This window comes from Pseudoponticoccus marisrubri (assembly GCF_001482405.1).
GTDB classification, from domain to species: domain Bacteria; phylum Pseudomonadota; class Alphaproteobacteria; order Rhodobacterales; family Rhodobacteraceae; genus Pseudoponticoccus; species Pseudoponticoccus marisrubri.
Map to the genome: position 1 here is coordinate 403,579 of NZ_LPXO01000001.1, position 21,923 is coordinate 425,501.

A 21,923-nucleotide genomic window follows, 5' to 3' on the forward strand; every position below is an offset into this window, starting at 1 on the left:
TCCCCTTACGCCTTGGTGAACGGCATGTTGAAATGCGCCAGCAACGCGCGGGCCTGCGCGTCGGCGGAGTGCTCGCCGTATTCCTGGGCGGTCGTGGCGATGATGATGTCCATGCCCCAGACCTCGTCGACCTTGTCGAAGTCGATTTCCGGGAAGACGATGTGTTCCTTCAGGCCCATGGCAAAGTTGCCACGACCGTCGAAGGACGGCTTCACGCCGCGGAAGTCGCGGATGCGCGGCATCGCGATGGTGATCAGCCGGTCCAGGAATTCGTACATGCGCACGTCGCGCAGCGTGACCTTGGCGCCGATGACCATTCCCTCGCGCAGGCGGAACGGCGCGTGGCTGTGCTTGGCCTTGGTGCCGACGGCCTGCTGGCCGGCGATCTTGGTCAGGTCCTCGACGGCCGACTTGGCCTTCTTGCTGTCGCGAACGGCCTCGGCGCCGCAGCCGATGTTCAGGACGATCTTGTCCAGGCGCGGAATCGACATGTCGTTGGCATAGCCGAATTCTTCCTTCAGCTTGGCCTTGATCGTGTCGCGGAACTGCGCCTTGAGCCGCGGGGTGTATGTCTGCGCATCAAGCATCGATCACGTCTCCCGTGGTCTTGGCGTAGCGAACCTTCTTGTCGCCTTCCATGCGGAAGCCCACGCGGGTCGGCTTGCCGTTGGCATCGACGAAAGCGAGGTTCGACAGGTCGATCGGCAGCGCCTTGGGCAGGCGGCCGCCCTGGGCGTTCTGGGTCTGGCGCTGGTGACGGATGGCGACGTTGATGCCGTCCACCACGGCCTTGCCCTCTTTCGGCAGGACCTGGGTGATCTCGCCGGTCTTGCCCTTGTCCTTGCCGGACAGGACGATGACCTTGTCACCCTTCTTCAGTTTCGCAGCCATCAGAGCACCTCCGGAGCCAGCGAGATGATCTTCATGAAGTTCTTCGCCCGCAGCTCGCGCACGACCGGTCCGAAGATCCGGGTGCCGATGGGCTCGCCGGCATTGTTCAGGATGACGGCGGCGTTGCGGTCGAAGCGGATGGAGGTGCCATCCTCGCGACGGACCTCCTTGGCGGTGCGCACGACGACGGCCTTGCGGACATCGCCCTTCTTCACGCGACCACGCGGAATGGCCTCCTTGACGGACACCACGATGATGTCGCCGACCGAGGCGTAGCGGCGGTGCGAGCCGCCCAGAACCTTGATGCACTGAACCTTTCGGGCACCCGAATTGTCAGCGACATCCAGATTGGTCTGCATCTGGATCATGTGTTTTCTCCCGACGTCCCGGGCCGCTCTTCAGAGAACATTGACCCGGGGGTTTCGTATATCATCCGGGGCCGCGCAGGTCGGCCCCGGCAGGCACGCCTCAGTGGGCGGCTTCTGCTTCGTGTGCGGCCTCTTCGATCTTCTGAGCCTCGGCGGCGGCTTCCGCGCGCATCCGGTTGTGCTCGTCCAGCATCTCGGGCGTCATGACTTCCCAGCGCTTGGTCTTGGACTTGGGCGCGCATTCGCGGATCATGACGAAATCGCCGACGTTGAAGGCCTCGCCCTCGTCATGGGCGCGGTACTTCTTGGACTTCTTGATGGTCTTCTGCAGCACGGGGTGCTTGAAACGGCGGACCACCTGCACGGTGACGGTCTGGCTGTTGGCGGTGGAGGTCACGGTGCCTTGCAGGATTCTCTTGGGCATGTCGTCAGGCCTCCGCTGCGGCCCCACGGGCCTTTTCGTTCAGGACGGTCTTGACCCGGGCCACGTCGCGGCGGACCTGGCGCATGCGGGCGGTGTTTTCCGACTGGCCGGTGGCCGCCTGGAAACGGAGGTTGAAGGCCTCCTTCTTGAGCTGGACAAGCGCGTCCCGGAGTTCGTCCGGGGTCTTGTCACGGAGTTCGTGGGCGTTCATGCGCCTCTCCTTTGTTGCAACATCACCGGTAGGCCCCTGCCTGCGTACATGCAGGGTCACCCTGATTCCGGTGGAGTCCGTGGATGAGAGGCGCGCATACGACGGACGCCCGCGTTTTGCAACCCCAAACCGACCGACGCCACGGAAAGCAGGCGCTGCGGAACATTGCCGCGGGGGGCCGTGTTGAGGGGCCAGAAGCCAATAAGGAGGCAACGACATGAAACGCATCTTTGCAAGCACCCTCGCACTCGCCATCGGCACCACCGGCGCGATCGCCGGCAGCCACAGCACCGACGGCGAGATGAAAGCCGAAGGCGACATGGCGACCGAAACGCACATGTCGGATGGCACCAACGCGATGCCCATTACCGAGATGGACGGCGCCGAGCTGATCCGCACCCGCGACATCACCGGCGGCGACATCTACACCATGAACGAAGCCAATGACGAAGGCTCGGCATGGGACGCAGACACCATGTATACCGAGGTCGGCGCCGAATGGAACGACATCGGCGAGATCGAGGACCTGGTGCTGTCGAAGGACGGCAAGATCATCGGCATCGTGGCCGAGGTCGGCGGGTTCCTCGACATCGGTGACAAGCACGTGGTGATCGACGTGAGCGACCTGAAGCTCGTCCCGGTCGACAACATGACCTACGCCTATGTCACGCGCCTCAACGAGGAAGACCTCGAGGCGATGGAAGGCGTCGATGAAGGCTATTGGAACTGAGGCGTCACACGCCTTTGATCCCGAAGGGCGCGGCACATCTGTGCCGCGCCTTTTTCATGGGCCCCTGCCCCGGCCCGGGCTCAGGCCCCGAACCGCGACCGACTTAGCCGCGCCAAGTGTTCGTCGCGAAGCGCATCAGGGTGAACGACGCCCAGTTGAGCTGGCATTTCCGGCAGCTCGAGGAGCTTCGCAATGGCAAATCGATGGTTGCCACCACCGCTGCGCAGACAACTGCCGTCGCGCGCTAGGTGCACTAACACCGCCCCGTGTTCGCGCCTGTAGTAGGCATTCGGAAGTTCGTGCATCCGCAGCAGTCGGCCGCGAACCTTGGTTTCGGCGAAGATCCGGTCGAGACGAGCGTAGCGCTCCCTGACCTCTTCGATGGTTCGGCATTCGTCCGGCGCCTCGCCTCTGGAGATTTTTGCCAACATGTCCTGGAAAACCGGGGTCTCTTCCCAATCCGCTCCTTCGACCCACCGCATGCGGCAACTGGTATATTTGCGGCTGCCGCTTACGGGTTTTCGCGAGAGATCCCAGTCGCCGCTCAGAACGCGCCCGCTGGACTGCCGCCTCAACCGCATGCCCCGGCGTGGAGCGCAGCTCTCAGTGATGGTTCGCGGATCCGGGAAGATCGCCATGTCGGACAACGGGCCATTCGCACCGAACCGCAGGCGGTTGACCCGGTCGCGCAGAGCTTTCTGGGGACGGTGCGCCTCCACTGCGCGCAGAATGTCCTTCAACACGCCGCTCGGAAGGGCAAGATGGGATATTGCGGCCACTGCGACTCAACCTTCTTTGTCAGATCATGGAACGGTTACCATCAATTCGGTCACGATTGATCGTGACCGACCAAGGGACAAAACGAAACGTCGCGCCGCAACGAAAGCGCGCAAGTCTGAACGCGCATTGCGCCGGCGTTGCCCTGCGCTTGGAGTTTCGAAGACGGCTTTGACGCTGCTATGTCCATTTGTAATTGAAGCTGACGCTGATCCGGTCCTCTTCGGACATGTTCATCGGCACTTCGTGGCGCAGCCAGCTTTCCCACAGCAGCACCTCGCCCACCTGCGGTTTCTCGTAGACGAAGCTGCGCAGCTCTTCGCGCGCGCCCTTGCGCCGTGCCGGCGCTCCCATCATGAAGCCCAGACGCGGATCCTCGAGCTTGAGCGCCGAGGTCCCTTCGGGCATCGCGACATAGGTCGTGCCCGAGATCACCGAATGCGGATGGATGTGCAGCCCGTGGCTGCCGCCTTCGGGCAGGATATTGATCCAGAGATCCTCCAGCTGCAGCGTCTTGTCGCCAAGGTCGAATTCCAGATCCTCGGCAAAGGCCGCCACGTGCCCGTCCAGCGCCTTGACCACATCCGCGAAGATCGGAAAGCGCCAGGGCAGATCGGTCAGCGAGGCATAGGAGGTATAGCCGGGATAGCCCTCCGTCTCGCACCAGTCCTGCCCCGCCTCGTCATCCTCGGCGATGGAATAGCAGGACGCGGCCAGCTCGGCCGGGTCGATGGCGGGTCCGTGCTCGGACAAGGCGGCACGGTAGAGGCGGGTGGCGAAGAGCGAACGAATCTGGGGCATGGCCGATCCATACCCACGGCACCGGCAGGAGGGAACCGCTTTCGCGCCCTGCCCTCGCGCCGGGACGGGACCGCACAAAGAAAAACCCCCGGCGAAGGGACGCCGGAGGTTTCGAATTTTAAACGGTGCGGGCTTTCATCGCCTTTGCGGACAAAGCCGACTGCCGCCCGCTCGGCGGCAAAACCACCGGTTACCAGTCCTCGCGGACCACCACGCGGGTCTTGATCGGCAGCTTCATCGCGGCCAGGCGCAGGGCCTCGCGTGCGATCTCTTCGTTGACGCCGTCGATCTCGAACATGACGCGGCCGGGCTTGACCTTGCAGGCCCAGCGGTCGACCGAGCCCTTGCCCTTACCCATACGAACCTCGATGGGCTTGGCGGTCACGGGGGTGTCCGGGAAGATGCGGATCCAGACGCGGCCCTGACGCTTCATGTGGCGCGTCATGGCACGGCGGGCAGCCTCGATCTGGCGCGCGGTCACGCGCTCGGGCTGGGTCGCCTTCAGGCCATAGGTGCCGAAGTTCAGGTCGGAGCCGCCCTTGGCCTCGCCCTTGATCCGGCCCTTGTGCATCTTGCGGAATTTGGTGCGCTTAGGCTGAAGCATGACGCTTACCTCCGATCATCACGACGGCCACCACCGGCACCACGCGGGGCCGGACCGTCCTGAATTTCCTGGGCCTTACGATCCCGCGCCGACGGATCATGTTCCATGATCTCGCCCTTGAAGATCCAGACCTTGATGCCGATGATGCCATACGGCGTCGATGCCTCGACATTCGCAAAGTCGATATCGGCCCGCAGCGTGTGCAGCGGAACGCGGCCTTCGCGGTACCATTCGGTCCGTGCGATCTCGGCCCCGCCCAGGCGGCCCGCGACGTTTACCCGGATGCCCAAGGCGCCCATGCGCATGGCGTTCTGCACCGCGCGCTTCATCGCGCGACGGAAGGAGACACGGCGCTCCAGCTGCTGGGCGATGTTCTCGCCGACCAGTTGCGCGTCGAGCTCGGGCTTGCGGACCTCGACGATGTTGAGGTGCAGCTCGCTATCGGTCATCTGCGACAGCTTCTTGCGCAGAACCTCGATATCGGCGCCCTTCTTGCCGATGATCACGCCCGGACGCGCCGTGTGGATCGTCACGCGGCACTTCTTGTGCGGCCGCTCGATGATCACGCGGGCCACGCCGGCCTGCTTGCATTCGTCGTGAATGAAGTCGCGGATCTTGAGGTCTTCCAGCAGAAGATCCCCGTAATCCTTGGTGTCGGCGTACCAGCGGCTGTCCCAGGTGCGGTTCACCTGCAGGCGCATGCCGATCGGATTGGTCTTGTTACCCATTAGGCTTGCTCCTCGACCTGGCGCACCTTGATGGTGATTTCCGAGAACGGCTTGTTGATCCGGCCGAACCGGCCACGCGCCCGCGGACGGCCACGCTTCATCACCAGGTTCTTGCCGACATAGGCCTCGGCGACGACGAGTTCATCGACGTCCAGACCATGGTTGTTCTCGGCGTTGGCGATGGCGGATTGCAGGCACTTCTTGACGTCCAGCGCGATCCGCTTCTTCGAGAAGGTGAGATCGGTCAGCGCCTTCTCGACCTTCTTGCCACGGATCAGGCCGGCCACGAGGTTCAGCTTCTGCGGGCTGGTGCGCAGCATGCGCAGCTTGGCCATCGCCTCGTTGTCCGCCACGCGGCGGGGATTTTTCTCCTTGCCCATGGCTTACTTCCTCTTGGCTTTCTTGTCGGCGGCGTGACCGTAATAGGTACGGGTCGGCGCGTATTCCCCGAACTTCTGACCGATCATTTCCTCGGAGACGTTCACGGGGATGTGCTTCTGGCCATTGTAGACGCCGAACGTCAGGCCCACGAACTGGGGCAGGATCGTCGACCGGCGGGACCAGATCTTGATGACTTCGTTGCGGCCCGACTCGCGCGCTTTCTCGGCTTTCTTCAGCACGTAAGCGTCGACGAAGGGGCCCTTCCAAACTGAGCGTGCCATGTGTTAGCGGCCCTTCTTCTTGGCGTGACGGGAGCGGATGATGAGCTTCTGCGACGCCTTGTTCGTGTCGCGGGTCCGCTTGCCCTTGGTGGGCTTGCCCCACGGCGTGACCGGGTGACGACCACCCGAGGTCCGGCCCTCACCACCACCATGGGGGTGGTCGATCGGGTTCATGACGACGCCGCGGACGGAGGGACGCTTGCCCATGTGGCGCACGCGCCCGGCCTTGCCGAGGTTCTGGTTGCTGTTGTCGGGGTTCGACACCGCGCCCACGGTGGCCAGGCATTCCTGACGGACCATGCGCAGCTCGCCCGAGCTCAGCCGGATCTGGGCATACCCGCCGTCGCGACCGACGAACTGGGCATAGGTGCCCGCGGCGCGCGCGATCTGGCCGCCCTTGCCGGGCTTCAGCTCGATATTGTGCACGATCGTGCCGATCGGCATGCGCGAGAACGGCTTGGTGTTGCCCGGCTTGATATCCGCGGTCTCGGACGAGATCACGCGGTCGCCGATGGCCAGGCGCTGCGGCGCCAGGATATAGGCCTGCTCGCCGTCATCATACTGGATGAGCGCGATGAAGGCCGTGCGGTTGGGGTCGTATTCGATGCGGGCCACGGTGCCCTGCACGTCGAACTTGTTCCGCTTGAAATCGACGATCCGGTAGAGACGCTTTGCGCCACCGCCGCGGCGACGTGCGGTGATCCGTCCGGTGTTGTTCCGGCCGCCCTTCTTGGTCAGGCCCTCGGTGAGGGACTTGACGGGACGTCCTTTGTACAGCTCCGAACGGTCGATCAGCACCAGCCCGCGCTGGCCCGGCGTCGTCGGCTTGTACGACTTGAGTGCCATGCTTTCTGTCTTCCGTTAGCTCGAGGCGGGCTGCCCCGCCTGGTGTTTGGGGCCTTGCGGCCCGGGGTATAGGCCCCCGTAGGTGCCCGGTTCGTGACCCGCAGACAAAAAGTCAGGCCCCGGACGAATCCGGGGCCGCTGCGGATGGGGTCTGTTACGGGAGGATGAGGATGGGGTCAAGCCCGGCATGGCCCGGGCCAAGCCGTCATGGCAGGGCGCGTCTGGCCCGCAGCAACTCGGATGCTCCGACGACGGCCAAGGGGACGCCGCAGACCAGGAACACGACCGCGCCAAGCACCAGGTGGCACAAGGTGCCCGCCACGCCACCCGCGATGAAGGCGCTGATCGTCACCGCGTGAAGCAAGAGCTGGCTCCGATGCAGAGCGTTCCGCTCGGACCGGACCCATAGCCCTGCCAGAGCCAGACCCATATCCGTGGCCATCCCGGATACATGCGTCGTGCGCACCCGAGCCGCCGAGATGCGTGTACTCACCGCATTCTGCCAGCCCAGCAGGAAGCCGAGACAGAAGATCAGAGGCATGCCGGTCGCCACTCCGCTGCCGCCCGAGCCGGCAAGACCGAGCGCAACCAGAAGCCCGGCCTCGACAAGGATCATTGCGGCATAGATGCCCCGGACCCGTCGTTTGCGGCCGTGTTCCATCACGATCCCCGAAAGGGTCGCGCCGCACACGAACACCGCGACCACGGACAGGAAAAGCAGCGCCGGTCCCCAACGACCGACGGCCAGTGCATCCGCGAAGGCGGAGAGGTTGCCTGTCATGTTCGCCGAGAACAGTCCCGCCACCTCGAAACCTGTCGCGTTCAATGCACCAGCGACGGCCGATAGAAGGGCAGCGAGCCTCAGATCAATCGCGGCGCTGCGCGCATCGCCTTCATGTATCAGCATGGATCCCGCTCACACACGGCTTGATCGAAATGAAAAGGGCCCCTCGCGGCGGCGAGGGGCCCTTCCCGGACCAGTCACACGGACAAGCCGATCAAAGACCGGTCGAGACGTCGATCGTGTTGCCCTCTTCGAGGGTCACATAGGCCTTCTTGACGTCCTTGCGGCGACCGCGGATGCCGCGGAAGCGCTTGGTCTTGCCCTTGGTGATGGAGGTGTTGACCGCCTTCACCTTGACGCCGAACAGCTCTTCCACCGCTTCCTTGATCTGCGGCTTGGCCGCGTCGATCGCCACTTCGAAGACCACCGCGCCGTGCTCGGACGCCATGGTGGATTTCTCGGTGATGACCGGCTTGCGGATCACGTCGTAATGTTCTGCCTTCGCGCTCATTTCAGTCGAGCCTCCAGAGCTTCGACACCCGCACGGGTCAGCACGAGCGTGTCGCGCTTGAGGATGTCGTACACGTTCGCACCCATCGAGGGCAGCACGTCGAGGCCGTCGATATTGGCCGCGGCGCGGGCAAAGCCCTCGTTGATCTCGGCGCCGTCGATGACCAGCGCGCGCTTCCAGCCCAGATCCGCGACTTGGCGGGCCAAGGTCTTGGTCTTGCCGTCGCTCTCGGCGTTTTCCAGGATCACGAGGTTCCCGGCCTTGGCCTTGGACGATAGGGCATGCATCAGGCCCAGCCGGCGCACCTTCTTGGGCAGGTCATGCGCATGGCTGCGCGGCGTCGGGCCCTTGTAGATACCACCCTTGCGGAAGATCGGCGCCTTGCGCGAGCCGTGGCGTGCGCCGCCCGTGCCCTTCTGGCGATAGATCTTCTTGGTCGAGTAGCTGACCTCGGACCGGGTCTTGACCTTGTGCGTGCCGGCCTGCGCCTTGTTGCGCTGCCAGCGGACGACGCGGTGGAGAATGTCGGCGCGCGGCTCCAGCCCGAACAGGGCCTCGTCCAGCTCGACTTCGCCAGCGGTGCCGCCGTCGAGTTTGATCACGTCGAGTTTCATTCGTCGCCTTCCTTCTTCTCGGCCTCGATGTCAGCCTCAGCGTCCTTCAGGGCGGCCTCCTGCTGGGCGGCCTCCTCGGCCAGACGGGCTTCCTCGGCGGCTTTCGCCTCTTCCTCGGCCTGGCGGGCAGCTTCCTCGGCCTGGCGCATGGCTTCGCGCTTGGCGCTCATCAGGGCCGCGGGCAGGATGAGGTTTTCGGGCGTCGGCTTCTTGACGGCGTCCTTGACGGTCACCCACGATCCCTTGGGCCCGGGAACGGCACCCTTGATCATGATGATCCCGCGGTCGCTGTCGGTCTTGACGACCTGCAGGTTCTGCGTGGTGATGCGCACGGCACCCATGTGGCCGGCCATCTTCTTGCCCTTGAACACCTTGCCGGGATCCTGGCATTGGCCGGTCGAGCCGTGCGAACGGTGGCTGATCGACACGCCGTGCGTCGCGCGCAGGCCGCCGAAATTGTGCCGCTTCATCGCACCTGCGAAGCCCTTACCGATCGTGGTGCCCGAGACATCCACGAACTGGCCTTCGAAGTAATGGTCGGCGATGATCTCCTCGCCCACCTCGATCAGGTTCTCGGGGCTGACGCGGAACTCGGCCACCTTGCGCTTGGGCTCGACGCTGGCCTTGGCGAAATGGCCGCGCAGTGCCTGGCTGGTGCGCTTGGCCTTGGCCGTGCCGGCGCCAAGCTGCACCGCGGTGTAGCCGTCCTTGTCGGAGGTGCGCTGCGCGACGACCTGAAGGCCATCGAGCTGCAGCACGGTGACGGGGATCTGCTTGCCGTCTTCCATGAAGAGACGGGTCATGCCGATCTTCTTTGCGATCACTCCAGAGCGCATCATCAAGACCTCCTTACACCTTGATCTCGACATCCACGCCGGCGGCGAGGTCGAGCTTCATCAGGGCGTCAACGGTCTGCGGGGTCGGGTCGACGATGTCGAGCAGCCGCTTGTGGGTGCGGATCTCGAACTGGTCGCGCGACTTCTTGTTGACGTGCGGCCCGCGCAGAACGGTGTATTTCTCGATCTTGTTGGGCAGCGGGATCGGTCCGCGGACCTGCGCACCGGTGCGCTTGGCGGTGTTCACGATTTCCTGCGTGCTGGCGTCGAGCACGCGGTAATCGAACGCCTTGAGCCGGATGCGAATGTTCTGGCTTTGCATTGATCTTGGCCTTCATTGGCAAGTGCGAGTTGAGAGGAGGAGACAGGACCACCCGGCCGCCTCGTCGAACCCTTGAAACGGACAGGATGGGTGCGGGCACCCATCCTGTGTTTGCGTGGTCCGGGCGCCGCTTGGGCGCCCGGGGGTCGCGATTACTCGATGATCTTCGAGACGACGCCCGAGCCCACGGTGCGGCCGCCTTCGCGGATCGCGAAGCGCAGGCCGTCTTCCATCGCGATCGGGGCGATCAGCTCGACGGAGAACTTCAGGTTGTCGCCCGGCATCACCATCTCGGTGCCCTCGGGCAGCTCGACCGTGCCGGTCACGTCGGTGGTGCGGAAGTAGAACTGCGGACGGTAGTTCTTGAAGAACGGCGTGTGGCGGCCGCCCTCTTCCTTGGTCAGGATGTAGACCTCGCACTCGAACTTGGTGTGCGGGGTGACCGATTTCGGCTTGCACAGAACCTGGCCGCGCTCGACGCCCTCACGGTCGACACCGCGCAGCAGCGCGCCGATATTGTCGCCCGCCTCGCCGCGGTCCAGCAGCTTGCGGAACATCTCGACGCCGGTGCAGGTCGTCTTCTTGGTGTCGCGGATGCCGACGATCTCGATCTCGTCGCCGACATTGATCACGCCACGCTCGACACGGCCGGTCACGACGGTGCCGCGGCCGGAAATCGAGAACACGTCCTCGATCGGCATCAGGAAGGGCTGGTCCACGGCGCGTTCGGGCTGCGGGATGTACTCGTCCACCGCGGCCATCAGCTCCTTGATCTTCTCTTCGCCGATTTCCGGGTTGTTGCCTTCCATCGCCGCCAGGGCCGAGCCCGCGATGATCGGGATGTCGTCGCCCGGGAAGTCGTACTCGGAGAGCAGCTCGCGCACTTCCATCTCGACCAGCTCGAGCAGTTCCTCGTCATCGACCTGGTCGACCTTGTTGAGGAACACGACCATGGCGGGGATGCCCACCTGGCGGCCCAGCAGGATGTGCTCGCGGGTCTGCGGCATCGGGCCGTCGGCCGCGTTCACCACCAGGATGGCGCCGTCCATCTGCGCCGCGCCGGTGATCATGTTCTTGACGTAGTCGGCGTGGCCGGGGCAGTCGACATGCGCGTAGTGGCGGTTCTCGGTCTCGTATTCCACATGCGCGGTCGAGATCGTGATGCCGCGGGCCTTCTCCTCGGGCGCGCCGTCGATCTGGTCATAGGCCCGGAAGTCGCCGAAATACTTCGTGATCGCCGCCGTCAGCGTCGTCTTGCCGTGGTCGACGTGACCGATCGTGCCGATGTTGCAATGCGGCTTGCCGCGCTCAAACTTTTCCTTTGCCATGGAATTGGCTCCCTTGTTTTCTGTGGGGCGGTGGGTCGGTGACCCACCCTACGGTGGTGGGTAGGGCGGGGTTCACCCCGCCATCCCGTTTATGCGTATTTCGACTGGATCTCGTCGCTGATGTTCTGCGGCACCGGGTCGTAATGGGCGAACTGCATCGTGAACTGCGCGCGGCCCGAGGACATCGAGCGCAGGTTGTTGATGTAGCCGAACATGTTCGCCAGCGGCACGAAGGCCTTGATCGCCACGGCGTTGCCGCGCGGCTCCTGGCCCGACACCTGGCCCCGACGCGAGGTCAGGTCACCGATGATCGACCCGGTGTATTCTTCCGGAGTGACCACCTCGACGCTCATCATCGGCTCCAGCAGCTTGGCGCCGGCCTTGCGCAGACCTTCGCGCATCGCCATCCGCGAGGCGATCTCGAAGGCAAGAACCGAGGAGTCCACGTCGTGGAACTTGCCGTCCACCAGCGCGACCTTGAAGTCGATCACCGGGAAGCCGGCCAGCGGGCCCGAATCCATCACCGAGTTGATGCCCTTCTCGACACCGGGGATGTATTCCTTGGGCACCGAGCCACCGACGATGCGGGACTCGAAGGAATAGCCTTCGCCCGGCTCGGTCGGGGTGATCTCCAGCTTGACCTCGGCGAACTGGCCCGAACCACCCGACTGCTTCTTGTGGGTGTAGGTGTGCTCGATCGGGTGCGAGATGGTCTCGCGATAGGCCACCTGCGGCGCGCCGATATTGGCCTCGACCTTGAACTCGCGCTTGAGACGGTCGACCAGGATGTCCAGGTGAAGTTCGCCCATGCCCTTCATGATGGTCTGACCGGACTCGAGGTCCGTCTCGACGCGGAAGGACGGGTCCTCGGCGGCCAGACGGGCCAGACCCTGGGACATCTTCTCCTGGTCGTTCTTGGTCTTCGGCTCGACCGCGATCTCGATCACCGGATCGGGGAAGGTCATGGTTTCGAGCACGACCTGCTTTTGGCTGTCGGACAGCGTGTCACCGGTGGTGGTCTCTTTCAGGCCGGCCAGTGCGATGATGTCGCCCGCGAAGGCCTCTTCGATCTCCTCGCGGTTGTTCGAGTGCATCATCATCATGCGGCCGATGCGCTCTTTCTTGCCCTTGGTCGAGTTCATGATCGAGTCGCCCTTGCGCAGCACGCCGGAATAGATCCGGGTGAAGGTCAGGGAGCCCACGAAGGGGTCGTTCATGATCTTGAAGGCCAGGCCCGAGAACGGCTCGCTGTCATCGGCGTGGCGCGCGATGTTGCGGGTCTCGGTCTCGTCATCCGGCGCGAAGCCCATATAGGGCGGCACGTCGAGCGGGCCGGGCAGGAAGTCGACCACGGCGTTCAGAAGCGGCTGGACACCCTTGTTCTTGAAGGCCGAACCACCCAGCACCGGCACGAAGGACAGGCTCAGCGTGCCCTTGCGGATCAACTGGCGCAGCGTGGCGATATCGGGCTCTTCGCCTTCCAGGTAGGCTTCCATGGCCTCGTCGTCCTGCTCGACCGCGTGCTCGATCAGGTGCGAGCGCCACTCTTCGGCAGTGTCCTTCAGCTCGTCACGGATCGGGCCGCGGGTCCAGGACGCGCCCAGATCCTCGCCCTTCCAGACCCACTCTTCCATGGTCACGAGGTCGACGATGCCTTCCAGCTTGTCTTCCGCGCCGATCGGGAAGTTCACCGGAACGGGGATCGCGCCGGTGCGGTCCTTGATCATCTTCACGCAGTTGAAGAAGTCGGCACCGATCTTGTCCATCTTGTTGACGAAGACGAGACGCGGAACCTCGTAGCGGTCGGCCTGACGCCACACCGTCTCGGTCTGCGGCTCGACGCCGGCATTGCCGTCCAGCAGCGCGATCGCGCCGTCCAGCACGGCCAGCGAACGCTCGACCTCGATGGTGAAGTCCACGTGACCGGGCGTGTCGATGATGTTGTAGCGGAACTTGGTGTCCGAGGTGCCTTCGGCGGTCGGATCTTCCTGCCACTGCCAGAACGTGGTGGTCGCGGCGGACGTGATCGTGATGCCGCGCTCCTGCTCCTGCTCCATCCAGTCCATGGTGGCGGCGCCGTCATGGACCTCACCGATCTTGTGGGACCGGCCGGTGTAGAAAAGGATACGCTCCGTCGTCGTGGTCTTGCCGGCGTCGATATGCGCCATGATCCCGAAGTTGCGGTAGCGTGTTAGGGGGTAATCGCGGGCCATCTGTCAGGTCCTTGAGCTTGGGAATTTACCAGCGGTAATGGCTGAACGCCTTGTTGGCGTCGGCCATCTTGTGGGTGTCTTCGCGCTTCTTAACCGCGGAACCGCGGGATTGCACGGCATCCAGAAGCTCACCGGCCAGGCGCTCTTCCATGGTGTTCTCGTTGCGCGCGCGCGAGGCGTTGATCAGCCAGCGGATGGCCAGCGCTTCGCGACGCTCGGGACGCACCTCGACGGGCACCTGGTAGGTGGCGCCGCCAACCCGGCGCGAGCGCACCTCGACCGAAGGCTTGATGTTGTCGAGCGCCTCGTGGAACAGCTCGACCGGCGCGCGCTTGACCTTGCTCTCGACACGGTCCAGCGCGCCGTAGACGATGCGCTCGGCGACGGACTTCTTGCCGTCATACATCAGGTTGTTCATGAATTTCGTCAGAACCCGGTCACCATACTTGGCGTCGGGCAGGACTTCGCGCTTCTCGGCAGCGTGACGACGGGACATCTTTCAGATCCTCTTACTTGGGACGCTTGGCGCCGTATTTCGAACGACGCTGCTTACGATCCTTGACGCCCTGGGTATCCAGAACACCGCGCAGGATGTGATAGCGCACGCCGGGAAGGTCCTTGACGCGGCCGCCACGGATCAGGACCACCGAGTGCTCCTGCAGGTTGTGGCTTTCGCCCGGGATGTAGCTGATCACCTCGTAGCCATTGGTCAGGCGCACCTTGGCCACCTTCCGCATGGCCGAGTTCGGCTTCTTGGGCGTGGTGGTGTAGACGCGCGTGCAGACACCGCGCTTCTGCGGGCACTGTTCGAGGTGCTGCGACTTCGAACGTTTGACTTTGGGCTGCCGCGGCTTGCGGATCAGCTGCTGAATCGTGGGCATGAAGGTCTCTTCCCCGTGCTTCTCACATATGTGGCGCATGAGGCGTCTCGCCCCGTGCAGGTTCTCTTTCTGGCGTGCTGCGCGTCCACAGCGTGCCGGTTCGGTGTCGCCGTTCACAAACGACGCAAAAAACCGCATGCGTCCCCTTGGACCGGGAACGACGCGGTGGGTGTCCAGAGGATCGGGGCACGTGGCCCGGATCTTGACCGCTTCCTGATGCAAAGACGCCAAACCCGTCGGGTCAGCGAATTAGCGGCGCGTATAGGGGGAGTCGCGCGCCTTGTCAACAGCCTGGGCACCGCCGGACCGGCAGGGTATCGCAGAGCTGCGCAAAAGGTGCAAGGGGCCGGGAGACAGGGATTTTCCGGGCCTGCACACAGGCCGCGCCCGGCCACGAAAAACGGCCCCCGGAGCGTCTCCGGGGGCCGTTCTCGTCATGGGTGGAATCGTGGCGGAAAACGCCTCAGCTGTCGCCGTCCGACGGCGTCACATGCACCAGCTCGCCGGCGCGGTAATCGGTCGCGAGGATGAACGAGCCATCCTCCAGCACCTCGATATCACGCACACGGCCATACTGTGTCAGCACGCGTTCCTCGGCCGCCACGCGGTCGCCGTCCCATTCAAGACGCACGATCCCCGGCGCGACCAGGCCGCCAATCAGCATGTCGCCCTGCCATTCGGGGAACATGTCGCCCTGGTAGAAGACCATGTCGCCCGGGGCGATCACCGGGTCCCAGTAATAGACGGGCTGCTCCATGCCGTCCTGCACGGCGATGCCCTCTGTGACGTCACTGCCGTCATAGTTGACGCCATAGGAGATCACGGGCCAGCCATAGTTCAGGCCGGGCTCGGGGATGTTCACCTCGTCACCGCCGGCGGGGCCGTGCTCAATGGTAAACAGCGTGCCATCCGCGCGGAAGCCCGCGCCCTGCACGTTGCGGTGGCCATAGGACCAGATCTCGTCCAGTGCGTCCTCGTCGCCGACAAACGGGTTATCCTCGGGCACTGAACCATCAAGGTTCACGCGCACGACCTTGCCGTAATGCGTTCCGAGATCCTGCGCCTTCTTGCGCTCCTCCACGGTGAAGTGCTCGCCCGTGGTGATGAAGGCATGGCCCTCGTCGTCAAAGACGATGCGGCTGCCATAGTGCATGGCCGCCGGCGAGGGCGGGGTCTGCACGAAGATGTCCTCGACCTCGGTCAGCTCGGTCATGTCCTCGGACAGCTTGCCTCGCGCGGCCGCCGTCACCGACATGCCGTCGCCCATGCCCTTGGCATAGGTGAAATAGACCCAGCGGTCGGAGTCGAAATTCGGGCCGATCTTCACGTCCAGCAGGCCAGCCTGCGTGCTGTTGCCGGCGGGTTCGTTGAAGATCTCGGGCAGCCCCGCGATGGGCTCGGATATCTCGCCCTGCAGGCTGACGTGGCGCAGACGGCCGGGGCGTTCGGTGACCAGCAGACCGGCCTCACCGGGCAGCGCCTCGACGGCCCAGGGGTGCTCCAGCTCTTCGGTCAGGCTGCGCGTGGCAAAGCCGTACTCGGATTGCTCCAGCGGCGCACGGGTCTGGTTCTCGAAGGCGGGCTCGAAGCTGGCACTGCGCGCGCCCCACTCATGCGTCTGGCTCTGGGCCAGCGCCGGGGCGATGGCGAGCGAGGTCAGGGCGGTGGCGGTGCTGATGAAAAGCTTGCGCTTTTGCATGGCGGTCCTCCTTTTCGGGGTTGCTTGTGACGGTAACGCGCGCAACCGCGAAAGTTTCCCGCAGCTGACGCGGCCGTGATCATATGGGCGGCAGGAACCCCGTGGCGCCGCGTCCCGTTGCGCCGACAGACCACTAGAGGAGGACATGATGACACACCCGTCGCTGATCCGCGCCGCCGCGCTGTCCGCGCTGGCCCTGGGCGCTGCCACCCCGGCCGCGGCGCAGTCGCGCTGCGGGGACAGCTACACGATGCAGCCGGGCGACACGCTCTACCAAGTCTCGCAAAGCTGCCGGGTCGCCATGTCACGCATCATGGCGCTGAACCCCGACCTCGACAGCCCGCGCGACATCGCCATCGGCACCCGGCTGCAGCTGGTCGGCGATGGCGCGGCCGAGCGCCCTGCCCCGCGCGACACCCGGACATATCGCGTGGAAGAGGGCGACACGCTCTTTGCAATCGCGCAGGCACTTGGCGTCTCGCTGTTCGAGCTGATCAACGAGAACGAGGACGTGAACCCCTTTGCCTTGGCCGTGGGCGAGATGCTGGACGTGCCGGGGGACCGCCCGGGCGCCTCGGTCTCGGTCTCGCCCAATGCCGGCGCGCCGGACACGCAGGTCACGGTGCGCGCCCGCAACCTGCGGCCGGGCGATTACGTCACGATCGGCGCCGGACGCAGCGCCTCGGACTGGAGCGCCCTGCGCGAGGTGCAGGTCGCCCGTGACGGAGACCTCACTGCCACCGTGCCGGTCCCCGACTGGGCGGAACCGGGCGACGCGCTGATCTACGTGGTCGATACCGACCGGGGCATGTCCTTCAAGTCGGACCTGTTCGAGGTGACGGGCGGGGCCCCTGATCCGGTGACGCTGGACGGGCGCGTGAACGCGGGCGTGGAATGCCCCATCCTGCGCACCCGCGACGGCGACAGCTATGCGCTGACCAGCGACAGCGTCGCCTTCACGCCCGGCGAATATGTCGAGATCACCGGTACCCGGGCCGAGATGTCCTACTGCCAGCAAGGCGCCGCGACGATCCGGGTCGACGAGATCCGCGAGGTCCGCCCGCCCGAGGGTGACGAGATCGGCGGCATGACGCTGGAGGGCCGCATCGAGGACGGTGTCGAATGCCCCGTGCTGGTCACGCCCGACGGCGATCGCTGGGCCCTGACCAGCGACGGCATCGGCCTGACAGAGGGCGAATATGTCGAGATCCGTGGGGAGACCGTGCCGATCTCGACCTGCATGCAGGGGCTGGGCACGATCAGCGTGACGGATCTGCGCGAAGTGCCGCAATAAACCGGACGCACCAAGAAAAAGGCCCCCGACGATGCGGGGGCCTTTTTGCTGTTCATGCGGGTCGCGTTACTCGCGGCTTTCCGGGGTGTCGACGATCAGCGTGTCGAAATCGTCGCCACCAACCACGTCGTCCACCATGTCCGGGGCGGCCAGCGCCGCGGCCGCTTCGGCCTCTTCCCGGCGCGCGTCGATCACGACGGTGTCGCGATCCTGCGCGATGCGGCGCACCTTCTGGGTCGCGCCACCGGTGCCCGCCGGGATCAGGCGGCCCACGATGACGTTCTCCTTCAGGCCGACAAGCTTGTCCTTCTTGCCCTGCACCGAGGCCTCGGTCAGCACGCGGGTCGTCTCCTGGAAGGAGGCGGCCGAGATGAAGGACCGGGTCTGCAGCGAGGCCTTCGTGATGCCCAGCAGGATCGGCTCGCCCTTCGCGGGGCGCCCGCCCTTCTTTTCGGCTTTCTCGTTGGCCGTGTCGAACTCGATCTTGTCGACATGCTCGCCCTTCAACAGCGTGGTGTCGCCGCTGTCGAGGATCTCCCATTTCTGCAGCATCTGGCGCACGATGACCTCGACATGCTTGTCGTTGATCTTCACGCCCTGCAGCCGGTAGACGTCCTGCACCTCGTCGATCATGTAGTTGGCCAAGGCCTCGATCCCCATGATCGACAGGATGTCGTGCGGGGCCGGGTTGCCGTCCATGATGTAGTCACCCTTCTGCACGAAGTCGCCCTCGCCCACCGGGATGTGCTTGCCCTTGGGGATCATGTACTCCTTGGGCTCGAGGCTGTCATCGGTCGGCTCGATCGTGATGCGGCGCTTGTTCTTGTAGTCCTTGCCGAAGCGCACATAGCCGTCGATCTCGGCGATGATGGCGTGGTCCTTGGGACGACGGGCCTCGAAGAGTTCGGCCACACGCGGCAGACCACCGGTGATGTCCTTCGTCTTCGCACCTTCGCGCGGGATCCGCGCCACCACGTCGCCGGCCTGAACAGTCTGCCCGTCCTCGCAGGACAGGATCGCGTCCACCGACATCGGGTAGGTGATCGGGTTGCCGGCATCGTTGCGCACCGGTTCGCCGTCCTCGCCCACGAGGATGATCTCGGGCTTGAGTTCGTTGCCCTTGGGCGCGGCCCGCCAGTCGATCACGATCTTCTGCGTCATGCCGGTCGCGTCGTCGGTCTCCTCGCGCACGGCGACACCGTTGACCAGGTCCACATGCTTGGCGACACCGTCCTTCTCGGCGATGATCGGCAGCGTGTAGGGGTCCCACTCAAACAGCTTGTCGCCGCGGGCCACGTCCTGCCCTTCTGTCACGAAGAGCTTGGAGCCGTAGCCCATCTTGTGCGAGGCGATCTCGTCGCCCTGCTCGCTCACGATCAGAACCTGCATGTTGCGGTTCATCACGATCTGCTCCCCGGCGGCATTCGTGATGATGCCGGGATTGGCGAACTGGATCTTGCCGTTCTGGCTGGCCTCGAGGAAGGAGCGCGACGAGCCCTGCGCGACGCCGCCCATGTGGAAGGTCCGCATGGTCAGCTGCGTGCCGGGTTCGCCGATCGACTGCGCCGCGATGATGCCGACGGCCTCGCCGGTATTCACCTTGGTGCCGCGCGCCAGGTCACGACCGTAGCAGGTCGCACAGACGCCTTCTTCGGCCTCACAGGTCAGCGGCGAACGGATGCGTGCGGTCTGCAGCGCCGCGTCCTCGACCATGTCGGCCAGCCGTTCGTCGATCAGCTCGCCCTCTCGGACCAGCACGTCGCCCGAGACCGGGTCGACCAGGTCCTCGGCCGCGACACGGCCCAGGATCCGCTCGCCCAGCGTGGCCACGACCTCGCCATCATTGACGGCCGCCTCGGCGGTGATCGCGCGATCGGTGCCGCAATCATCCATGCGGATGATGCAGTCCTGCGCCACGTCCACCAGGCGGCGGGTCAGGTAGCCCGAGTTCGCCGTTTTGAGCGCCGTGTCCGACAGGCCCTTGCGGGCGCCGTGGGTGGAGTTGAAGTACTCCAGAACGGTCAGGCCTTCCTTGAAGTTCGAGATGATCGGCGTCTCGATGATGTCGCCGTTGGGCTTGGCCATCAGGCCGCGCATGCCGCCCAGCTGCTTCATCTGCGTGACCGAGCCCCGGGCGCCGGAGTGGGCCATCATGTAGACCGAGTTGGGTTCTTCCACCGCACCGGCCTCGGTGCGGCGCTCGGCCGAGATGGTCGACATCATCGCTTCGGTGACCTTGTCGTTGCACTTCGACCAGGCATCGACGACCTTGTTGTACTTCTCACCCTGGGTGATCAGGCCGTCCATGTATTGCTGTTCGAAATCCTTGACCTGGTCGCGGGTCTCTTCCACCAGCGTCCACTTGTTGTCCGGGATCACCATGTCGCCCTTGCCGAAGGAAATGCCGGCCTTGAACGCCTCGGTGAAGCCCATGCGCATGATCTGGTCGCAGAAGATGACCGATTCCTTCTGGCCGCAATAGCGGTAGACGGTGTCGATGACCCGCTGCACGTCCTTCTTGCGCAGCAGCTGGTTGACGAGGTCGAAGGGCGCCTTGGCATTGAGCGGCAGGAGCGAGCCCAGCCGCACGCGGCCCGGCGTCGTCTCGAAACGCTGCCAGACTTCCTGCCCCTCGTCGTCGATCTGCTTGACGCGGCACTGGATCTTGGCGTGCAGATGCACCTCACCCGCGGTCAGGGCGTGCTCGACCTCTTCCATGGAGGAGAAGGTCATGCCCTCGCCTTTCATGCCCTCGCGCATGATGGTCACGTAGTAGAGGCCAAGGATCATGTCCTGCGACGGCACGATGATCGGCGCGCCGTTGGCCGGCGACAGAACGTTGTTCGTGGACATCATCAACACGCGGGCTTCCAGCTGCGCCTCGAGGCTCAGCGGCACGTGCACGGCCATCTGGTCACCGTCGAAATCGGCGTTGAAGGCCGAGCAGACCAGCGGGTGCAGCTGGATCGCCTTACCCTCGATCAGCGTGGGCTCGAACGCCTGGATGCCCAGACGGTGCAGCGTCGGCGCGCGGTTCAGCAGAACCGGGTGCTCGCGGATCACTTCGTCCAGGATATCCCAGACCTCGGGGCGCTCCTTCTCGACCAGTTTCTTGGCCTGCTTCACGGTCGAGGACAGGCCCTTGGCCTCCAGCCGCGAATAGATGAAGGGCTTGAACAGCTCCAGCGCCATCTTCTTGGGCAGACCGCATTGATGCAGCTTGAGCTCCGGCCCCGTCACGATGACGGACCGGCCCGAGAAGTCGACGCGCTTGCCGAGCAGGTTCTGGCGGAACCGACCCTGCTTGCCCTTGAGCATGTCCGAGAGCGACTTCAGCGGGCGCTTGTTGGCGCCGGTGATGACGCGGCCGCGGCGGCCGTTGTCGAACAGCGCGTCGACGGACTCCTGCAGCATCCGCTTCTCGTTGCGAACGATGATGTCGGGCGCGCGCAGCTCGATCAGCCGCTTGAGGCGGTTGTTGCGGTTGATCACCCGGCGATACAGGTCGTTGAGATCCGAGGTCGCGAAGCGGCCGCCATCCAGCGGCACCAGCGGGCGCAGTTCCGGCGGGATCACGGGGATCACCGTCAGCACCATCCATTCAGGCCGGTTGCCGGATTCCAGGAAGCTTTCCACGACCTTGAGCCGCTTGATGATCTTCTTGGGCTTGAGCTCGCCCGTGGCCTCCTTGAGGTCGGCGCGCAGGTTCTCGGCCTCGGATTCAAGGTCGATCGCGGCCAGCATCTCGCGGATCGCCTCGGCGCCGATATTGGCGGTGAAGGCGTCCATGCCGTACTGGTCCTGCGCGTCGAGGAATTCCTCCTCGCTCAGCATCTGGCCGTATTGCAGGTCGGTCAGACCCGGTTCGATCACCACGTAGTTCTCGAAATACAGCACGCGCTCGAGGTCGCGCAGCGTCATGTCCAGCATCAGGCCGATGCGCGAGGGCAGCGACTTGAGGAACCAGATATGGGCGCAGGGCGCGGCCAGCTCGATATGGCCCATGCGCTCGCGCCGGACTTTCTGCAGCGTCACCTCGACGCCGCATTTCTCGCAGACGACGCCGCGATACTTCATGCGCTTGTACTTGCCGCACAGGCATTCGTAATCCTTGATCGGGCCGAAGATGCGCGCGCAGAAGAGGCCGTCACGCTCGGGCTTGAACGTGCGGTAGTTGATGGTTTCCGGCTTCTTGATCTCGCCGAAGGACCACGACAGGATCCGTTCCGGCGACGCGAGCGATACCTTGATCTCGTCAAAGACCTTGGGCGGGGTCAGCGGGTTGAACGGGTTGTTGGTCAGTTCCTGGTTCATCTCATGTCCTCAGAATTTCAGAGGGTGCGGGGGAGCTTGGAGCGACAAATTTCGTGGACGAAATTTGCAAAAATCGTCCACGATT

Annotated in this window: 24 protein-coding genes and 1 pseudogene; 2 read left to right on the forward strand and 23 right to left on the reverse strand. The window is 64.5% G+C overall.

Going from position 1 to position 21,923, the window contains the following annotated elements:
* Positions 1–5: 5 nt before the first annotated feature.
* From rplE to rpmC, 5 genes and pseudogenes are all read right to left on the reverse strand, one after another.
* Positions 6–587 carry a 50S ribosomal protein L5 gene (gene rplE / locus AVJ23_RS01975; protein WP_058860463.1) on the reverse strand — a complete coding sequence of 194 codons (582 nt, stop codon included), beginning with the start codon at positions 585–587 and terminating at the stop codon, positions 6–8.
* On the reverse strand, positions 580–891 hold the full coding sequence (gene rplX / locus AVJ23_RS01980) for a 50S ribosomal protein L24 (protein ID WP_058860464.1): 312 nt from the start codon (positions 889–891) through the stop codon (positions 580–582). Before rplX ends, rplE begins: the two co-directional genes overlap by 8 nt.
* Complete coding sequence (rplN, locus tag AVJ23_RS01985) at positions 891–1,259, reverse strand: 50S ribosomal protein L14 (RefSeq protein WP_058860465.1); 369 nt, start codon at positions 1,257–1,259, stop codon at positions 891–893. Before rplN ends, rplX begins: the two co-directional genes overlap by 1 nt.
* Before the next feature lie 202 nt (positions 1,260–1,461).
* Positions 1,462–1,683 (reverse strand): annotated as a pseudogene (rpsQ, locus tag AVJ23_RS01990) (30S ribosomal protein S17); the annotation flags it as partial.
* Positions 1,684–1,687: 4 nt separating this feature from the next.
* Positions 1,688–1,894, reverse strand: coding sequence for a 50S ribosomal protein L29 (rpmC, locus tag AVJ23_RS01995; protein ID WP_058860467.1), 207 nt, complete (start codon positions 1,892–1,894; stop codon positions 1,688–1,690).
* Positions 1,895–2,111: 217 nt separating this feature from the next.
* Here rpmC and AVJ23_RS02000 point away from each other — a divergent pair, with 217 nt between their 5' ends.
* Positions 2,112–2,624 carry a PRC-barrel domain-containing protein gene (locus tag AVJ23_RS02000; protein WP_058860468.1) on the forward strand — a complete coding sequence of 171 codons (513 nt, stop codon included), beginning with the start codon at positions 2,112–2,114 and terminating at the stop codon, positions 2,622–2,624.
* 80 nt (positions 2,625–2,704) lie between these two features.
* Here AVJ23_RS02000 and AVJ23_RS02005 read toward each other — a convergent pair whose 3' ends face one another.
* The 17 genes from AVJ23_RS02005 to AVJ23_RS02085 form a co-directional block, all read right to left on the reverse strand.
* Positions 2,705–3,364, reverse strand: a complete 660-nt coding sequence (locus AVJ23_RS02005; RefSeq protein ID WP_437176744.1) for a hypothetical protein — start codon at positions 3,362–3,364, stop codon at positions 2,705–2,707.
* Positions 3,365–3,581: 217 nt separating this feature from the next.
* Positions 3,582–4,202, reverse strand: a complete 621-nt coding sequence (locus AVJ23_RS02010) for a TIGR02466 family protein (RefSeq protein ID WP_058860470.1) — start codon at positions 4,200–4,202, stop codon at positions 3,582–3,584.
* A 190-nt stretch (positions 4,203–4,392) separates the two neighbouring features.
* Entirely contained in the window at positions 4,393–4,806 is a 414-nt protein-coding gene (gene rplP / locus AVJ23_RS02015; protein ID WP_058860471.1) for a 50S ribosomal protein L16, read from the reverse strand.
* Between the two features lie 5 nt (positions 4,807–4,811).
* A complete protein-coding gene (rpsC, locus tag AVJ23_RS02020; RefSeq protein WP_058860472.1) occupies positions 4,812–5,534 on the reverse strand; it encodes a 30S ribosomal protein S3 in 723 nt (240 codons plus the stop codon).
* On the reverse strand, positions 5,534–5,914 hold the full coding sequence (gene rplV / locus AVJ23_RS02025; RefSeq protein WP_058860473.1) for a 50S ribosomal protein L22: 381 nt from the start codon (positions 5,912–5,914) through the stop codon (positions 5,534–5,536). The genes rpsC and rplV overlap by 1 nt, the downstream gene beginning before the upstream one ends.
* Positions 5,915–5,917: 3 nt before the next feature.
* On the reverse strand, positions 5,918–6,196 hold the full coding sequence (gene rpsS / locus AVJ23_RS02030) for a 30S ribosomal protein S19 (RefSeq protein ID WP_058860474.1): 279 nt from the start codon (positions 6,194–6,196) through the stop codon (positions 5,918–5,920).
* A 3-nt stretch (positions 6,197–6,199) separates the two neighbouring features.
* Complete coding sequence (gene rplB, locus AVJ23_RS02035) at positions 6,200–7,042, reverse strand: 50S ribosomal protein L2 (protein ID WP_058860475.1); 843 nt, start codon at positions 7,040–7,042, stop codon at positions 6,200–6,202.
* Between the two features lie 205 nt (positions 7,043–7,247).
* A complete protein-coding gene (locus AVJ23_RS02040) occupies positions 7,248–7,949 on the reverse strand; it encodes a YoaK family protein (protein WP_058860476.1) in 702 nt (233 codons plus the stop codon).
* Between the two features lie 91 nt (positions 7,950–8,040).
* Positions 8,041–8,337 (reverse strand): 50S ribosomal protein L23, encoded by a 297-nt coding sequence (locus tag AVJ23_RS02045; protein ID WP_058860477.1) that lies wholly within the window; start codon positions 8,335–8,337, stop codon positions 8,041–8,043.
* Entirely contained in the window at positions 8,334–8,951 is a 618-nt protein-coding gene (gene rplD, locus AVJ23_RS02050; protein ID WP_058860478.1) for a 50S ribosomal protein L4, read from the reverse strand. Before rplD ends, AVJ23_RS02045 begins: the two co-directional genes overlap by 4 nt.
* Positions 8,948–9,790 (reverse strand): 50S ribosomal protein L3, encoded by an 843-nt coding sequence (gene rplC / locus AVJ23_RS02055; RefSeq protein WP_084794223.1) that lies wholly within the window; start codon positions 9,788–9,790, stop codon positions 8,948–8,950. The genes rplD and rplC overlap by 4 nt, the downstream gene beginning before the upstream one ends.
* 10 nt (positions 9,791–9,800) lie before the next feature.
* On the reverse strand, positions 9,801–10,109 hold the full coding sequence (gene rpsJ / locus AVJ23_RS02060) for a 30S ribosomal protein S10 (RefSeq protein ID WP_058860479.1): 309 nt from the start codon (positions 10,107–10,109) through the stop codon (positions 9,801–9,803).
* 152 nt (positions 10,110–10,261) lie between these two features.
* Positions 10,262–11,437, reverse strand: coding sequence for an elongation factor Tu (gene tuf, locus AVJ23_RS02065; RefSeq protein ID WP_058860480.1), 1,176 nt, complete (start codon positions 11,435–11,437; stop codon positions 10,262–10,264).
* A gap of 89 nt (positions 11,438–11,526) precedes the next feature.
* Positions 11,527–13,650, reverse strand: a complete 2,124-nt coding sequence (gene fusA / locus AVJ23_RS02070; RefSeq protein ID WP_058860481.1) for an elongation factor G — start codon at positions 13,648–13,650, stop codon at positions 11,527–11,529.
* Between the two features lie 25 nt (positions 13,651–13,675).
* Positions 13,676–14,146, reverse strand: coding sequence for a 30S ribosomal protein S7 (gene rpsG / locus AVJ23_RS02075; RefSeq protein WP_058860482.1), 471 nt, complete (start codon positions 14,144–14,146; stop codon positions 13,676–13,678).
* A gap of 13 nt (positions 14,147–14,159) precedes the next feature.
* A complete protein-coding gene (gene rpsL / locus AVJ23_RS02080) occupies positions 14,160–14,531 on the reverse strand; it encodes a 30S ribosomal protein S12 (protein WP_005862801.1) in 372 nt (123 codons plus the stop codon).
* Between the two features lie 463 nt (positions 14,532–14,994).
* A complete protein-coding gene (locus tag AVJ23_RS02085; RefSeq protein ID WP_058860483.1) occupies positions 14,995–16,230 on the reverse strand; it encodes a PQQ-dependent sugar dehydrogenase in 1,236 nt (411 codons plus the stop codon).
* 148 nt (positions 16,231–16,378) lie between these two features.
* On the opposite strand from AVJ23_RS02085, the gene AVJ23_RS02090 reads away from it, so the two are divergent.
* Positions 16,379–17,524: a DUF5818 domain-containing protein gene (locus tag AVJ23_RS02090; protein WP_169795923.1), complete on the forward strand. Its 1,146-nt coding sequence runs from the start codon at positions 16,379–16,381 to the stop codon at positions 17,522–17,524.
* A 66-nt stretch (positions 17,525–17,590) separates the two neighbouring features.
* Here the strand turns inward: AVJ23_RS02090 and rpoC are convergent, their stop codons facing one another.
* Complete coding sequence (gene rpoC, locus AVJ23_RS02095) at positions 17,591–21,838, reverse strand: DNA-directed RNA polymerase subunit beta' (protein WP_058860485.1); 4,248 nt, start codon at positions 21,836–21,838, stop codon at positions 17,591–17,593.
* Positions 21,839–21,923 lie beyond the last annotated feature (85 nt).

Bases quoted from the DNA above. Each gene is read 5' to 3' on its own strand.
- AVJ23_RS02000 (WP_058860468.1), top strand. From the start codon at position 2,112: ATGAAACGCATCTTTGCAAGCACCCTCGCACTCGCCATCGGCACCACC.
- rpmC (WP_058860467.1), bottom strand. From the start codon at position 1,894: ATGAACGCCCACGAACTCCGTGACAAGACCCCGGACGAACTCCGGGAC.
- AVJ23_RS02040 (WP_058860476.1), bottom strand. From the start codon at position 7,949: ATGCTGATACATGAAGGCGATGCGCGCAGCGCCGCGATTGATCTGAGG.
- AVJ23_RS02010 (WP_058860470.1), bottom strand. From the start codon at position 4,202: ATGCCCCAGATTCGTTCGCTCTTCGCCACCCGCCTCTACCGTGCCGCC.
- AVJ23_RS02085 (WP_058860483.1), bottom strand. From the start codon at position 16,230: ATGCAAAAGCGCAAGCTTTTCATCAGCACCGCCACCGCCCTGACCTCG.
- AVJ23_RS02045 (WP_058860477.1), bottom strand. From the start codon at position 8,337: ATGAGCGCGAAGGCAGAACATTACGACGTGATCCGCAAGCCGGTCATC.
- rpsJ (WP_058860479.1), bottom strand. From the start codon at position 10,109: ATGCAAAGCCAGAACATTCGCATCCGGCTCAAGGCGTTCGATTACCGC.
- rplV (WP_058860473.1), bottom strand. From the start codon at position 5,914: ATGGGCAAGGAGAAAAATCCCCGCCGCGTGGCGGACAACGAGGCGATG.
- fusA (WP_058860481.1), bottom strand. From the start codon at position 13,650: ATGGCCCGCGATTACCCCCTAACACGCTACCGCAACTTCGGGATCATG.
- rplE (WP_058860463.1), bottom strand. From the start codon at position 587: ATGCTTGATGCGCAGACATACACCCCGCGGCTCAAGGCGCAGTTCCGC.
- rpsC (WP_058860472.1), bottom strand. From the start codon at position 5,534: ATGGGTAACAAGACCAATCCGATCGGCATGCGCCTGCAGGTGAACCGC.
- AVJ23_RS02090 (WP_169795923.1), top strand. From the start codon at position 16,379: ATGACACACCCGTCGCTGATCCGCGCCGCCGCGCTGTCCGCGCTGGCC.
- rpsS (WP_058860474.1), bottom strand. From the start codon at position 6,196: ATGGCACGCTCAGTTTGGAAGGGCCCCTTCGTCGACGCTTACGTGCTG.
- rpsG (WP_058860482.1), bottom strand. From the start codon at position 14,146: ATGTCCCGTCGTCACGCTGCCGAGAAGCGCGAAGTCCTGCCCGACGCC.
- rpoC (WP_058860485.1), bottom strand. From the start codon at position 21,838: ATGAACCAGGAACTGACCAACAACCCGTTCAACCCGCTGACCCCGCCC.
- rplB (WP_058860475.1), bottom strand. From the start codon at position 7,042: ATGGCACTCAAGTCGTACAAGCCGACGACGCCGGGCCAGCGCGGGCTG.
- tuf (WP_058860480.1), bottom strand. From the start codon at position 11,437: ATGGCAAAGGAAAAGTTTGAGCGCGGCAAGCCGCATTGCAACATCGGC.
- rplC (WP_084794223.1), bottom strand. From the start codon at position 9,790: ATGATGCGCTCTGGAGTGATCGCAAAGAAGATCGGCATGACCCGTCTC.
- rplN (WP_058860465.1), bottom strand. From the start codon at position 1,259: ATGATCCAGATGCAGACCAATCTGGATGTCGCTGACAATTCGGGTGCC.
- rpsL (WP_005862801.1), bottom strand. From the start codon at position 14,531: ATGCCCACGATTCAGCAGCTGATCCGCAAGCCGCGGCAGCCCAAAGTC.
- rplD (WP_058860478.1), bottom strand. From the start codon at position 8,951: ATGAAACTCGACGTGATCAAACTCGACGGCGGCACCGCTGGCGAAGTC.
- rplX (WP_058860464.1), bottom strand. From the start codon at position 891: ATGGCTGCGAAACTGAAGAAGGGTGACAAGGTCATCGTCCTGTCCGGC.
- rplP (WP_058860471.1), bottom strand. From the start codon at position 4,806: ATGCTTCAGCCTAAGCGCACCAAATTCCGCAAGATGCACAAGGGCCGG.